Annotated in this window: 12 protein-coding genes; 4 read left to right on the forward strand and 8 right to left on the reverse strand. The window is 63.9% G+C overall.

The window, feature by feature from the left end; translation table 11 throughout:
* Positions 1–22 precede the first annotated feature (22 nt).
* From DTX69_RS07265 to gcvA, 4 genes are all read right to left on the reverse strand, one after another.
* Positions 23–1,756 (reverse strand): ABC transporter substrate-binding protein, encoded by a 1,734-nt coding sequence (locus tag DTX69_RS07265; protein ID WP_119300866.1) that lies wholly within the window; start codon positions 1,754–1,756, stop codon positions 23–25.
* A 165-nt stretch (positions 1,757–1,921) separates the two neighbouring features.
* Positions 1,922–3,472, reverse strand: a complete 1,551-nt coding sequence (gene glpD / locus DTX69_RS07270; protein WP_119300867.1) for a glycerol-3-phosphate dehydrogenase — start codon at positions 3,470–3,472, stop codon at positions 1,922–1,924.
* A 107-nt stretch (positions 3,473–3,579) separates the two neighbouring features.
* Positions 3,580–4,380, reverse strand: coding sequence for a DeoR/GlpR family DNA-binding transcription regulator (locus DTX69_RS07275; RefSeq protein ID WP_119300868.1), 801 nt, complete (start codon positions 4,378–4,380; stop codon positions 3,580–3,582).
* A gap of 74 nt (positions 4,381–4,454) precedes the next feature.
* A complete protein-coding gene (gene gcvA / locus DTX69_RS07280; RefSeq protein ID WP_119300869.1) occupies positions 4,455–5,357 on the reverse strand; it encodes a transcriptional regulator GcvA in 903 nt (300 codons plus the stop codon).
* A 60-nt stretch (positions 5,358–5,417) separates the two neighbouring features.
* Here gcvA and DTX69_RS07285 point away from each other — a divergent pair, with 60 nt between their 5' ends.
* Genes DTX69_RS07285 through DTX69_RS07295 form a run of 3 tightly spaced genes read left to right on the forward strand, consistent with a single transcriptional unit; the run spans position 5,418 to position 7,626 of the window.
* Positions 5,418–5,981 (forward strand): RidA family protein, encoded by a 564-nt coding sequence (locus DTX69_RS07285; RefSeq protein ID WP_284735612.1) that lies wholly within the window; start codon positions 5,418–5,420, stop codon positions 5,979–5,981.
* Positions 5,982–5,984: 3 nt separating this feature from the next.
* Complete coding sequence (locus tag DTX69_RS07290; protein ID WP_119300870.1) at positions 5,985–7,223, forward strand: aminotransferase class V-fold PLP-dependent enzyme; 1,239 nt, start codon at positions 5,985–5,987, stop codon at positions 7,221–7,223.
* Positions 7,224–7,236: 13 nt separating this feature from the next.
* A complete protein-coding gene (locus DTX69_RS07295) occupies positions 7,237–7,626 on the forward strand; it encodes a tautomerase family protein (RefSeq protein WP_119300871.1) in 390 nt (129 codons plus the stop codon).
* Between the two features lie 8 nt (positions 7,627–7,634).
* Here the strand turns inward: DTX69_RS07295 and coaD are convergent, their stop codons facing one another.
* Positions 7,635–8,129, reverse strand: a complete 495-nt coding sequence (gene coaD / locus DTX69_RS07300) for a pantetheine-phosphate adenylyltransferase (protein ID WP_119300872.1) — start codon at positions 8,127–8,129, stop codon at positions 7,635–7,637.
* Positions 8,130–8,149: 20 nt separating this feature from the next.
* Positions 8,150–10,894, reverse strand: a complete 2,745-nt coding sequence (gyrA, locus tag DTX69_RS07305; protein ID WP_119300873.1) for a DNA gyrase subunit A — start codon at positions 10,892–10,894, stop codon at positions 8,150–8,152.
* Between the two features lie 326 nt (positions 10,895–11,220).
* Here gyrA and DTX69_RS07310 point away from each other — a divergent pair, with 326 nt between their 5' ends.
* Positions 11,221–12,807, forward strand: a complete 1,587-nt coding sequence (locus DTX69_RS07310) for an FAD-dependent oxidoreductase (RefSeq protein WP_119300874.1) — start codon at positions 11,221–11,223, stop codon at positions 12,805–12,807.
* A gap of 360 nt (positions 12,808–13,167) precedes the next feature.
* Here the strand turns inward: DTX69_RS07310 and DTX69_RS07315 are convergent, their stop codons facing one another.
* Both DTX69_RS07315 and DTX69_RS07320 read right to left on the reverse strand, forming a co-directional pair.
* Positions 13,168–13,746 carry a cupin domain-containing protein gene (locus DTX69_RS07315; protein ID WP_119300875.1) on the reverse strand — a complete coding sequence of 193 codons (579 nt, stop codon included), beginning with the start codon at positions 13,744–13,746 and terminating at the stop codon, positions 13,168–13,170.
* Entirely contained in the window at positions 13,743–14,372 is a 630-nt protein-coding gene (locus tag DTX69_RS07320; protein ID WP_162916833.1) for an RNA polymerase sigma factor, read from the reverse strand. Before DTX69_RS07320 ends, DTX69_RS07315 begins: the two co-directional genes overlap by 4 nt.
* Positions 14,373–14,581 lie beyond the last annotated feature (209 nt).

The raw sequence follows: 14,581 nt of genomic DNA on the forward strand, positions 1-14,581 counted from the left end.
CACACTCGATCAGCGGAGTCCGTTACTTGGCCCACCGCTTGATCAGCTCGTCATAGGCGATGGTCTCGCCTTTGGGCTTCTCTTCGACCTTGGCATGCGGGCCGTTCGGCTTGCCGAGCCACTCGGAGGGATCCTTCTCCTCGTTGAGGCGTGGACCGCAGCCGCCGTAGGTCTTGTTGGCCTCGTCGGCCGCCTGCATGCGGGACATGACCTGGTCCATTTCGCCAGCCAGACGATCCATCGCTTCCTGCGGCGTGAAGGCGCCGGAGTTCACGTCACCGATCTGCTGCCACCAGAGCTGTGCCAGCTTCGGGTAATCGGGGACGTTGACACCGGTTGGCGTCCAGTTCACGCGGTCGGGCGAGCGGTAGAACTCGACCAGACCGCCGAGATTGGGCGCACGCTCGGTGAAGGATTCATGATTGATGGTGCTGTCACGAATGATGGTCAGGCCGACATGGCTCTTCTTCACATCGACCGTCTTCGAGGTGACGAACTGGGCATAGAGCCAGGCCGCCTTGCGGTTCTCGAGCGGGGTCGACTTGAACAGTGTCCAGGAGCCGGCGTCCTGATAGCCGAGCTTCTGGCCGTCCTTCCAGTAGGCACCGTGTGGCGATGGCGCCATCCGCCACAGCGGCTTGCCGGTGTCGTCCACGGTGTTGTTGCCTTCAGACTTCGGGGCCACCATCGACGCGGTGAAGGCGGTATACCAGAAGATCTGCTGGGCCACGTTGCCTTGGCTGAGGGCCGGCAGCGACTGATAGAAGTCGTAGTCGGCAGCACCCGGAGGCGCGTATTTCCGCAGCCACTCATCCCACTTCGCGATGGCATACACCGCGGCCGGCCCGTTGGTCTCACCGCCGCGGCTTACGGAAGCGCCCGCTGGGTTGCAGGAGCCTTCTTCCATGCGGATGCCCCACTCGTCGATCGGGCGTCCGTTCGGCAGGCCTGGTGAGCCTGCGCCGGCCATCGACAGCCACGCGTCGGTCATGCGCCAGCCGAGGTCGGGCGCGCGCTTGCCGTAATCCATGTGGCCATAGACGCGGACGCCGTCGATCTCCTTCACGTCGTTGGTGAAGAATTCCGCGATGTCCTCGTAGGCCGACCAGTTCACCGGCACGCCGAGATCGTACCCATACTTCTTCTTGAACGCGGCTTGTAGATCCTTGCGGTCAAACCAGTCCTTGCGGAACCAGTACAGGTTGGCGAACTGCTGGTCGGGCAGCTGCCACAACTTGCCGTCCGGACCGGTGGTGAACGACTTGCCGATGAAGTCGTCGATGTCGAGTCCCGGATTGGTGACGTCCTTGCCCTCGCCCGCCATCCAGTCGGTCAGGTTGACCGCGCTCTGCAGGCGGGAATGGGTGCCGATCAGGTCGGAGTCGTTGATGTAGGCGTCATACAGGTTGCGGTTGGTCTGCATCTGTGTCTGGACCGCCTGCACGACTTCGCCCTCTCCGAGCAGCTGGTGGTTGACCTTGATGCCCGTGATCTCCTCGAACGCCTTAGTCAGGACCTTGGATTCATATTCGTGCGTCGGGATGGTCTCCGATAGCACGTTGACTTCCATGCCCTGGAGCGGCTTCGCCGCGTTGATGAACCATTCCATCTCCTTCATCTGCTCGGCTTTCGACAGCGTCGAAGGCTGGAACTCGTTGTCGACCCACTTTTCCGCCGCCGCCATGTCCGCGACCGCCGGTGTCATTCCCGACGCCAGCATCAGGACAGCCAACGACACGGTTCTACGTATCGCCATGATCGCTTCCTCCTTGAGTGCGCCTTTGCTGTTTCGCGCTCGACCAGTGCGCACAGATCCGGTCGATATGCGTTTGGTACGTTCCTACATGCGATCCGTGCTCGCACCCGGCACGGACCGATTTGCCAGCTCTCTGGCCAACTCCGGTGCGATCCAGATTTCGTTTCAAGGCCGCCCTCCCGCCGAGGCCTGCAGCGGTGCGGTATTGCGCCGGCGCGCCTGCATAGCGTCCTCCACGGCGGCCGCCTGTTCCGCGCTGAGCCTGAGGCCCAGCTTGCTGCGGCGCCACAGCACATCCTCGGCGCGCTCGGCCCACTCCTCGCGCATCAGATAGTCGATCTCCGCCTCGGTCAGGGTCGCGCCGAAATCGCGCCCCAGATCCGCAGCCGATTTCGCCGCACCCAGCACATCCTTGGCGCGCGTGCCATACATCCGCACTAAGCGCGCCGCATGCGGGCGTGCCAGAAAGCCATAACGGCTCATGAGCTGGTCGACCTGCGCCGCGACGCGATCGACCGGGAATTCGCCGCCGGGCAGCGGCTCGCGCCCGGTCCATCGCTTGTTCTGCGCCGCGTTCGCTCCTAGAAAAGGGGACAGTTTTTCCAGCGCGTGCTCCGCCAGCCTCCGATAGGTCGTGATCTTGCCGCCGAACACCGACAGCAGCGCCGGCTGATTGTTCTCCGCATCAATGGCCAGGACATAATCGCGTGTTGCCGCCTGGGCAGCGCTCGCGCCATCGTCATAGAGCGGCCGCACGCCGGAATAGCTCCATACCACTTCCTTGGGCGTGATCTGCCGCGCGAAATAACCGTTCGCAAGACTGCAGAGGTACGCGGTCTCTTCTGCCGTGATGCGGATGCTGTCGAGCTCCCCTTCGTAGTCCTGGTCGGTGGTGCCGATCAGCGTGAAGTCCTGCTCGTACGGAATCGCGAACACGATCCGGCCGTCGGTATTCTGGAATATGTAGCAGCGGTCGTGGTCGAACAGCTTCGGCACCACGATGTGTGAGCCCTGCACCAGCCGGATGCGCGCCTTGGTCTCCACTTTCGCCACGTCGGACAGGGTGCGGGCAACCCACGGGCCGGCGGCATTGACCAGAGTCCGCGCCTTGATCTCTGCGCGATGGCCGCTCTCCACATGCTCGGTCGCCAACAGCCAGTGGTCGCCGCGTCGCTCGGCCGCAATGGCGCGCGTGCGGGTGTGGATCTCGGCCCCGCGCCGTGCGGCATCGGCCGCGTTCAGCACCACCAGCCGCGCGTCATCAACCCAGCAATCGGAATATTCGAAGCTCTTGGTGAAGTCGCCGGGCTTCAGCGGCTTACCGGTCGGATCGGAGCGCAGATCGAGCGTGCGCGTCCCGGGCAGCAGCTGGCGCCCGCCGAGGTGATCATAGAGGAAGAGGCCGAGCCGCAGCAGCCAAGCCGGCCTCAAGCCGCGATGATGCGGCAGCACGAAGCGCAGCGGCCAGATGATGTGCGGTGCCACGCGCCACAGAACCTCGCGCTCCTGCAGCGCCTCGCGCACCAGACGGAATTCGTAATATTCCAGGTAGCGCAGGCCGCCATGGATCAGCTTGGTGGAGGCGGACGACGTGCCGCTCGCTAGATCAGCCTGCTCGCAAAGATAGACGGACAGGCCCCGCCCCGCTGCATCCCGCGCGATCCCGGTTCCGTTGATCCCGCCGCCGATGATGGCAACGTCAACTGTGCCCACCAACTCGCCCCCTGACCCGATGCATCTTTTTTCTTTCGCATCATTTCGGAACCGAACCCTAGATGAACCTTTTTAGGTTCGCAATAGGGTTCATTCGAAAGAAATGAAGGTCAGGCTGCTGAGTTTTCGGCTTCGAATCCGCCCGGGCTGCCGGTCTCGATGACCTGGACATTGTGCGTTGCACACAGGTCGCGGAGCTCGTTGGACGTCAAGGAATCCGTGATAAACGTATGAATTTGCGAGAGATGTGCGATCTTCACCGGAGCGGCTCGCTCCAACTTCAGCCGATCCGCTACCAGGATCACCTTGCGCGCATTTTCGATGATCGCCTGGCTGACTTTCACTTCGCGATAATCGAAATCGAGCAGCGCCCCGTCCTCGTCGATCGCGGAGGCGCCGATGACGGCGGTGTCGACTTTGAATTGCCGAATCAGGTCGACCGCGCTCGAACCTACCACCGCCCCGTCGGTGCGCCGGACCACGCCGCCGGCCACGATCACCTCGATGGTCGGGTGGCGATACAGCAGCATCGCGACATTGAGGTTGTTGGTGATGACCAACAATTCCTCATGCCCCATCAGGTTGGCCGCCACCTCTTCCGTGGTGGTGCCGATGTTGATGAAGAGCGAGCTCTGGTTCGGAATGAGGGCGGCGGCGGCCTTGCCGATCGCCCGCTTCTCTTCCGCTGCAATGAAGCGCCGCGCCTCGTAGGCGAGGTTCTCGATGCCGGAGGCGACCACGGCGCCGCCATGAATGCGGTTCAGCAGGCGGCGGTCGCACAGATCATTCAGGTCCTTGCGGATGGTCTGCGGCGTAACGTTGAAGCGCACCGCGAGATCATCGACGCTGACCCGCCCCGCCGAACGCGCCAGCGCGAGAATCTCGTTCTGCCGATGGCTGAAATCCTGCATCTTGCTCCCCTCAATTCGGCAGGCTAGCACAAGGCGGCGCGAAAGCACCACAGGGGCGCGCGGCCCCATCTCGCTCAGCGGCCGGCCTCGGTGCTTGCTGCCTCGCCGGTGAGCCATTCGATGAACGCCGTCGCCGCTTCGGTCGGCTGCAGACGCTTCGGCGTCACAAGCCAGTGCCCCGCCCGCGGCGAGCTGACGACCTCGTAGGGTTGCACCAGTGCGCCGCTGCGAATTCGATCCGCGATCAAGAGCAGCCGCCCGATCGCGATTCCTTGGCCATCGAGGGCCGCCTGCAGGACGACGTTGTAGTCCGAGAGCTTGATCGTTTGCGCCGCACGCAGGTCGACGGCGTTTGCCTCCGCCCAGACCTCCCAGTCGTACGGGCGCGCCGGCAACAGGAGCGTGTGATTGAGAACATCCCTCGGCTCGGACAACTTCGGTCCTCGTTCCAGCAGCGCGGGACTGAGTACCGGGGTCAGACTTTCGGTCATCAACAGGCGGTTCTCAGACCCTTGCCACGAACCATCGCCATATCGGATCGCGAGGTCGGCCTCGTCGCTGCCGAAATCCGCCAGCCGCAGGGTGGGATCGAGAATAAGGTCGATATCGGGATGAGCCGTGGTGAACCGCGCCAGCCGCGGCACCAGCCAGTTCGCGGCGAACGACGGCAAGAGGCTGACCCTCACCTGCTCCTTCTTGGCGTGACGACGGAGAGCGATGGTTCCAGAGCGGATCAGGTCGAATGCCTGCTGGACGCTGTCGAAGTAGCCCTGTCCTTGCGCCGTGAGCTCGATGCTCCGCGCCTTTCGGACGAAAAGCTTGGCTCCCAGATTCTGTTCGAGTTCGCGGATCTGGTGACTGACTGCGCTCTGCGTGATCAGGAGCTCTTCGCCGGCGCGCCGAAAGCTCGATAGGCGCGCGACCGCCTCGAACGCGCGCAGGGCCTGCAAAGGCGGCAATGTCCGCGAAGAGCGCACTGAGCGACACCGAAACCTGTTCAAGTCCGTCGGGCCGCCATCATATAGGCCACCCCACACATGAGCCAGATCGATCGCTCGCGGCTGACATTTGAATTGGTCAGACGCCCTCAGTGGCTGCCATTTTCCGAAAAAAGAAGCGGGTTTATCATGACTGGATCAATCACTCAGAAAGTCGCGGCCCTCGGCCGTCAGTTGCCACAAGTGGCCGCACCGGCCGGCAACTACGTTTCCACCGTCCGCGTGGGCAATCTGTTGTTCGTTGCCGGGCAAATCGGTTCGCATGTGCACGGATCCGGTTATGCCGGCCGCATAGGGGCCGACTTCGATGTCGAGCAAGGCCGGCAGGCTGCGCAAGCCGCCTGCCTCAATGTACTGGCACAAATTGTAGCGGTGACAAACGACCGCGTCTCGGCCGTTCGCCGCGTGGCGAGGCTCGGCGTATTCGTCGCATCAACACCTGAATTCACGCGGCAGCTGGATGTCGCGAACGGCGCGTCCGACCTCATCGCGGCCGTGTTCGGAGAGGCCGGCAAGCATGCCCGGGCTGCGGTGGGCGTGGCTTCCTTGCCGCACGGGGCGTTGGTCGAAGTCGACGCCATCATCGAGCTGACGGAGGTCTAGCCCATGCAGGTCGCCATGGATGTCGAGGCGCTGCGCGCCCAAACGCCGGGCTGCGCCATCGGTGCCCACTTCAATCACTCCGGCGCGTCGCTGCCGACCAGGGCCACGCTCGCAGCCGTTGTGGATCATCTCGAGCGCGAGGCCCTCTACGGTGCGATGGAAGCGGCAACCGGCGCCGCCGAAGGAGTTGCCGCCGCACGTGCGGACGCCGCGGCACTGTTGGGCGCCAAGCCGGATGAGATCGCGTTCACGTCGAGCGGATCGGCGGCCTTCGGTCTCGTCTTCGCGGCATTGCCGAAGCTTGCGCGCGGCGAGCGGATCCTGGTCGGCCGACAGGAATGGGGCGGAAACCTGGCGACCATGCGCGCGGCGGCGGATCGTGCCGGCGCGAGCGTAGAAGCCATACCGGTCCGACAGGATGGCAGCGCCGACCCGGAGGCCCTTGCCCGGCTGATCGACGACCGGGTCCGGCTGATCTCATTGACCTGGCTGCCGGCGAATGGCGGTCTGATCAATGATGCCGTCGCGATCGGCCGTATCGCGCGGGCCGTAGGCGTTCCGTACTTCGTCGATGCGGGCCAGGCAGTCGGGCAGATTCCCATCGACGTCGAGACAATCGGTTGCGACATGCTGAAAGGAGCGGGCCGCAAGTATCTGCGCGGGCCGCGCGGTACGGCGTTGCTCTATGTGCGCCGGACCTTGCTCGAACGTCTCGAGCCGCCCTTCCTTGACGTCCAGTCGGGGCCATGGAGCGAGCACGGTCCGGTTCGCCGCCAGGATGCACGCCTGTTCGAGACCATTGAAGGTTCCGTGGCGTTGCTGCTCGGGCTAGGCGCCGCGCTGAAGCAAGCTCGGTCGATCGGGATCGAGCCGATCGGCGCGCGCATCGGGAGCCTTGCCGAATCCCTGCGTGGGGGTTTGCGCGCGATTCCCGGCGTGACCGTGCGCGACCTCGGCGCGGTACAATCGGGACTGGTGTCCTTCACCGTCGACGGGCTCGGCGCGCAGGACGTCCGAACGAGACTTGCCCAGGACCGGATCACAGTCGGTGCCAATGGTGTGCCTTACACGCCACTCGACATGACTGCACGCAACCTGCGCGAGATCGTGCGTGCTTCGGTCAGCTATATCAATACCGAGGCCGAGATCGACCGCTTGGTCTCCACAGTCGCCGCGATAGCCAAGAACACCGACGGACCGCTACGCTCCGTCGACCGACCGCGCGCCGCAGGCGCAACTTGATGGGAGAGACTTCATGCCCCTCGCTCGAATTAGCCTTGTCGCCGGCAAGTCTGCCGACTATCGCCGCGCCATCGGCGATGTCATCTACGATGCGATGATCGAAACGCTCAAGGTCCCCAAGGACGATCGGTTCCAGATCTTTACGGAGCATGCCCCTGACAGTCACATCGCGGACGAGGGCTACCTTGGGATCAGGCGCACGAAGGATTGCATCATCATCCAGCTGTTCCTGAACCAGGGACGGACGGTGGAGCAAAAGAAGCAGTTCTACCGGGCCGTCGCCGACGGGTTGCACCAGCGCATCGGGTTGCGGCGTGAAGATGTCTTCATCGGCCTTGTCGAGGTTGCCAAGGAGAACTGGTCGTTCGGGAACGGTGAAGCGCAGTATGCCGACCCGGGTTGAGCTCCAGGCTATTTCCGCTTCAGCGCCTCGACTACGCGGGGCGAGACGAACTGGCTGACATCGCCACCGAGCTTGTGGATCTCCTTCACGAACCGGGAGGAGATGAACTGGCTGCGCTCCGCGGCCATCAGGAACACGGTCTCGATCTCCGGATTGAGGCGAGCGTTCATGCCGGTCATCTGGAACTCGTATTCGAAATCCGACACGGCCCGCAGGCCGCGGATGATGACGCCGGCCTTCATCTGCTCGGCGAAATGCATCAGCAGACTGTCGAAGGACACGACCTCAATGGAGTTGGACAGGCCGTTCTTGGTGTCGGCGATCTCCCCCTTCAGAAGGGCCGCGCGCTCCTCGACCGTGAAAAGCGGCCCCTTGCCGGCATTCACCGACACCGCGACGATCAGTTTGTCCACCAGCTTGGCGGCGCGGCGAATGATATCGACATGGCCGTAGGTAACTGGGTCGAACGTGCCCGGATAGATGCCGATCCGCTTGCCTGTCATCTACGCCCCTCCTGTTGGCGTTATTTTCCGCCGTTGCCTGCCGGTACGTCGCCATCCGGCGCATCCTCGCCGCCGTTGCCGCCCTCGTCTTCGCCCAGGTCGCTAAGATGCGCCACCGCCACCACTTCCTCGTCCTCTGCGACGCGGAAGATGGTGACGCCCTGGGTCTGGCGCCGGGCGATGCGGATGTCATGGACCGGGCAGCGGATGAGCTGCCCGCGGTTGGTCACCAACATGATCTGGTCATCGTCGCCCACCGGGAACGAGGCGACCACCGGTCCATTGCGTTGCGACACCTCGATGTTGGCAACGCCCTGCCCGCCGCGGCCGATGACGCGGTACTCGTAGGCCGAGGTCCGCTTACCGAAGCCCTTGGCGGTCACGGTCAGGATGAACTCCTCGCGGATCTCGAGCTCATTGAGCCGCTCTTGTGGCAGGACGACTGCCGTCGGCTCGGTGCCCTCCTCCGCCTCCGCCTCCTCGCCCAGCGCACGGCGCTTGGCGACGGCATAGCGCAGATAGGCGTCGCGCTCCTCGAGCTCGATATCCACGTGGCCCAGCACGGACATCGAGACGACGCGATCGCCTTCCTCCAGCCTGATGCCGCGCACGCCGATGGAATCGCGGCTGGTGAATACGCGCACGTCGCCGACCGCGAAGCGGATCGCCTTTCCACTGCGCGCGGCGAGCAGGATGTCGTTGGCCTCGTTGCAGACGCCGACGCCGATCAGCCGGTCGCCGTCCTCCAGCTTCATGGCGATCTTGCCGTTCGCCTTCACATCGACGAAGTCGCTGAGCTCGTTGCGGCGAACGTAGCCGCTGGCCGTCGCGAATATGATCTGGCTCTGCGCCCAGGTCGATTCATCCTCCGGCAAGGGCATGACAGTAGAGATAGTCTCGCCCTCCTCCAGCGGTAGCAGGTTGACCAGAGCCTTGCCGCGCGCCTGCGGATTGCCGAGCGGCAGGCGGTAGACCTTCGACTTGTAGACCATGCCGCGGGTGGAGAAGAACAGCATGGGCGTCAGGGTATCCGCGACGAACACCTGGCTGACGAAATCCTCGTCGCGCGTCGCCATGCCGGCACGGCCGCGACCGCCCCGGCGCTGCGAGCGATAGGTGGAGAGCGGCACGCGCTTGATGTAGCCACCGTGGGTGACGGTCACGACCATATCCTCGCGCTGGATCAGGGCCTCGATATCGGCCTCGAACTCCAGGTCCTGAATCTCCGTCATGCGCGGCGAGCCGAACTTCTCCTTCATCTCCAACAGCTCGGTGCGCAGAAGATCAAGCCGCTTTGGCCGGCTGTCCAGGATCTCCAGGTTATAGGTGATCTTGGCTGCCATCTCGCGCAGGTCGCCGGCGATCTTGTCGCGCTCCAGGCCGGTCAAGCGCTGCAAGCGCAGATCGAGGATCGCCTTGGCCTGCGCCTCGGACAGTTGATAGGCGCGCGCGACCTCCTCCAGGTTCGCAGGGTCGTCGATCAGCTTGATCAGGTCGATGACCGATTCCGCTGGCCAGCGCCGCGCCAGCATCTGCTCTTTCGCGGTCTGGGGGTCCGGAGCGCGCCGGATCAGGGTGATAATCTCGTCGATGTTCGCCACCGCCACCGCCAGACCCATCAAGTTGTGGGCCTGCTCGCGCGTCCTGCGCAGCAGGAACGCAGAGCGGCGATTGATGACCTCTTCGCGGAACTCGATGAACGCAGCGATGATCTGCTTCAGGTTCAACAGCTCCGGCTTGCCCCGGTTGAGCGCCAGCGCGTTGACGCCGAAGCTGGTCTGCAGCGTGGTGAACTGGTAGAGTTGATTGAGCACGACATCGGCCATCGCGTCGCGCTTCAGCTCGACGACGACGCGCACGCCTTCGCGGTTGCTCTCGTCGCGGATGTGCGAGATACCGTCGATCAACTTCTCCTTCACCACCTCGGCCATGCGCGCGATCATGCGCGACTTGTTCTGCTGGTACGGGATCTCCGTGACCACGATGGCTTCGCGATCGCGCATGTCCTCGATATGGGTGCGGCCGCGCATGACGATGGAGCCGCGGCCGGTGTGGTAGGCCTCGCGGATGCCGTTGCGCCCCAGGATGATGCCGCCGGTCGGGAAGTCCGGTCCCGGCAGATACTCGATCAGCTGATCGATGGTAATGTCCGGGTTCTCCAGGTACGCCACGCACGCATCAATGGTTTCCGACAGGTTGTGTGTCGGAATGTTGGTCGCCATGCCAACGGCGATACCGCCCGCGCCGTTCACCAGCAGATTGGGGAAGCGCGCCGGCAGGACGGTCGGCTCCTTGGACTTGTCGTCGTAGTTCGGCTGGAAATCGACGGTCTCGTTTTCGAGATCGTCGAGCAGCGCCTCGGCCGCCCGGTTCAACTTGGCCTCGGTGTAGCGCATGGCCGCCGGCGGATCGCCGTCCATGGAGCCGAAATTCCCCTGCCCCTCGATGAGCGTGACGCGCATGGAGAAATCCTGCGCCATGCGCACCAGCGCGTCGTAGATCGACTGGTCGCCGTGCGGATGGTACTTACCCATGATCTCGCCGACGGCGCGAGCGGATTTCTTGGTGCCGCCACTGGAGCCGAAGCCGCCCTCGTACATGCCGTAGAGGATGCGGCGATGAACCGGCTTCAAGCCGTCGCGCACATCGGGCAGCGCGCGGCTGACGATCACGCTCATCGCGTAATCGAGATAAGAGCGCCGCATCTCGTCTTCGATGGGAACCGGCGCGATGTCGAATCTGGGCGTGTTGGGTGTGTCGTTCACTGCACTTGAACTCGATTTTTGGGGCTGGCGAAGGGGCAGGAATCGCCCTTAAGTCCGGCCACCGGTTGATAGCAGATTCGAACCGCTGAAACAACCTTTCGCAGCCGCAAAAACACCCTGTGATTTCAATCATTTACGACCGAAATTTTTGAGTCAACGCAGAAGCCGCAAGACCTCGCCTTCGGGCGCCCTCGGAAGGCCGAAACTGGGGGCGATTCCGGCACCGCACATCACGGCGCCGCGTCAGTGATGCGCACCCAAAGGGCGCAACGTGCCCCCTTTGCCACCTGTTCTTCTAGGCACGCTTTCGCGCCAGGAGGGCCGCCATGTCGAACCAGAACCATCGCCAGGACGAATTCGCAACCGACAACGGCGCATGCCGCTCGCTTTGGATGTCGGCTGCAAAGATCCCCTCGCGCGATGCGTTGGCGGGCGATGTGCGCACCGATGTGTGCATCGTCGGTGCCGGCATTGCCGGCTTGACCATCGCCTACCGCATGGCGCGGCCGGGGCGAAAGATCATGGTTCTGGAAGACGGACCAATCGCCGGCGGCGAAAGCTGCCGCACCACCGCGCACCTCTGCAGCGCGCTTGACGACCGGTTTGTCGAGCTCGAGCGTCTGCACGGCCAGGATGGCGCGCGCCTCGCCGCCGAAAGCCACGCGGCCGCGGTTGACGAGATCGAGCGCATCGTTACGACCGAAGGCATCGACTGTGACTTCGAGCGCCTGGATGGCTATCTGTTCCAGCCGGAAGGCAATCCAGAGTTCCTACTGGACGAGCTCAACGCGGCGCGTCGCGCTGGCCTCGAAGAAGCGGAGCTGGTCCAGCGCGTCCCGATCACCTCGTTCGATTTCGGCCGTGCCATTCGGTTTCCGCACCAGGCTCAGTTCCACATCCTCGAGTACCTGCGCGGCCTGGTGCTTGCCGCAACCAAGAGCGGCGCCTGGCTCCACGACGGCACCCATGTGACGGCCGTCGAGCCAGGACGCCCGGCGCGCGTTATCACCGCCAATGGTCCGGTTGTCACCGCTGACGCCGTGGTGATCGCCACCAACACCCCGGTGATCGACCGCGTCACCATGCACACCAAGCAGGCCGCCTACCGCACCTACGTCGTCGCCGGCCGCGTCGCCGAAGAAAGCGTGCCGCACCTGCTGCTCTGGGACACGCTCGATCCCTACCACTACGTTCGTTTGCAGCGGGGTGAAGCCGGCTTCGACTATCTGATCGTGGGCGGCGAAGATCATCGCACCGGCGAAGCGGACGATATGGAAGACCGCCACAACCGCCTGATGGAGTGGACCCGCGAACGCTTTCCGCAAGTGCGCGACTACCCCCATCGCTGGTCCGGCCAGATCATGGAGCCGGTGGACGCGCTCGGCTTTATCGGCGTCAATCCCGGCAGCGAGACCAACCTGCTGATCGCGACCGGCGATAGCGGCAACGGCATGACCCACGGCACCATCGCTGGCATGCTGATCCCGGATCTGATCGAAGGTCGCTCCAATCCTTGGGCCAACCTCTACGATCCATCGCGCAGGACGCTGCAGTCAGCCGGCACTTTCGCTCGCGAGAACCTGAAAGTCGCCGGACACTATGTCGACCATGCCACCACCAGCGAGGTGGACCAGATCTCGGACATCCGCTCCGGTGAAGGCGCCATCGTGCGTCAGGGATTGAAGAAGCTCGCGGTCTACCGCGACCCGGTGGGGCAGCTGCACATTCATTCCGCCACCTGCCCGCATCTTGGCTGTATCGTGCATTGGAACAGCGGCGAAAAGACCTGGGATTGCCCATGCCACGGGTCGCGCTTCCATGCGCTGGGCCATGTGGTGAACGGACCGGCGAACAAGGGGCTGGCCGAGGCGGAGCTCGAGCAAACGAAGCCTCAGGTCAGCGCCACCAGTTAGGTGCTGCTGTTTGGGGTTCATCTGGCGTTGGGCTCGTGGCGCCGGCCCGGGGACCTTTACCGCCCGCCTCTGAATCGGTCATCCTCGGAGCCGCCCGCGTTCAGCTATCCTGGGCGGCAGGGTCTTCGACCAGCACGTGAATCTTGCAATTTGCGTGTTAGCCTCGCCGCGCGGAGCCTTTCAAGCTTCTTGATCTCCTCGGCCAGGCGGCGTTCTCGCGCCCCGGCTGGCGGCGATATGACCGCTGCCGAAATATCGATGCCCAACGCAGGGGAATGCGCGCCTTGTATGCCCCTTAAATTATCAAACGCTCGCTTTTGGATTGGTCCGAGGTGGTGACAGAGCGAACGAACACGTCCCTCAGCGAAGAGTATCCTTGGTGCTGGTGATGAGAACGCAGGTGCAGCCGGTCTCGCTCCAGACGCGCTCGTCGCCCGCGCCGGGCGCACCATAGTTGTAGTCGCCGGGGAAGAGCTTGCGCTCGTCGATCCACAGCTCGCCGTCGAGGAGATGCAGCTCCTCCACGCCGGCATGGGTATGCGCCGGGTAGCTCGCCCCGGGCGCCAGCCGCACCAGCATGCTGACCCGGTGCCGGTCCGGATCGGTCGCGAGCAGCTTGCATTCAATGCCGGGCGCAACCTGCTCCCAGTCCGGCTCGGACCACTGCCGTCCCGATGGCAGCACCGGCTGCTCTCCCGTCTCATCGGCGATGCGGAGCGCAAGCCGCGCTTGTAGCGATGTGGTCGGACGCAGCACGTCGGTGGGCCAGGAGACGAACCGATCGACCACCGGGCGGAGACCCTCCAGCTCGCGCTGGCAATCCGGGCACGCGGCGATGTGGGCTTCGGCCGCCGTAATCTCGCCCGCAGGCAGGGCTTGCAGGGCATACGCGCACGTCACCTCGCTCTGCCCGCAGCGGTTCCCATGGGACGTACTCATGGCTTCCCCGCTTCCGCGCTCAGGGTGTGCCGCAGCTTATGCAGCCCTGAACGAATGCGCGTCTTGACGGTGCCGAGCGGCTGCTTCAGCCGCGCCGCGGCTTCAGCATGCGTAAGCCCGGCGAAGAACGTCGTTTCGATCGCCTGGCGCTCGTCCCGCGTGAGCGCTGCCAATGCTGCACGCAGCGAGTCCCCCTGCTCTCGCAACTCCAGCACGTCGCGCGGATCGGCAGTCACCTCTGCCAGCGGCTGAACGTCGCCGTCGCGGCTGCGCTTCTTTCTGCTCTCGAAGCGCAGACGGTCGATCGCCCGCGAGCGCGCCTGATTCATAATCCAGCCGAGCACGGTACCGTTCGCCGCATCGTAACCCGACGCGCGCCGCCAGACGTCATGGAAGACGTCAACCGTGAGCTCCTCAGCGGTTTCCCGGTTGGCTGTGATCCGCATGATCAAAGTGAAAACGGGCCGATGGGCCATCTCGTAGAGCGCATGCAGCGCGAGCTGGTCACCCGCGGCAATCGAACGGACGAGCTTTGCCCAGTCCTGCTCCAGTATCGGAGGTTTGGACTTGGCGTACAGCACGTCGCCGAGTGTTGCCGGCGTCTTCTGTGTAGGTTCCTTGGCCATGCTAGACACGTCCACCTTCAGGTCGTACCGGCTGGGTTGGCACTCCATTTCCCGACTAGTCGGGCGCTCTGCCACAATTCTGCAGTTTTGTATTTTGATGCTGCCAGCAACTCCTCGACCTTCAAGACGGCCGTGACATCATTGGGACACTCGAGCCGCTCGCAGATCTGAATTCGATCGTTGCTATCCGTGAAATGGGAGTGATAGCT

The organism is Dongia deserti (assembly GCF_003574735.1).
Classification (GTDB): Bacteria; Pseudomonadota; Alphaproteobacteria; order Dongiales; family Dongiaceae; genus Dongia_A; species Dongia_A deserti.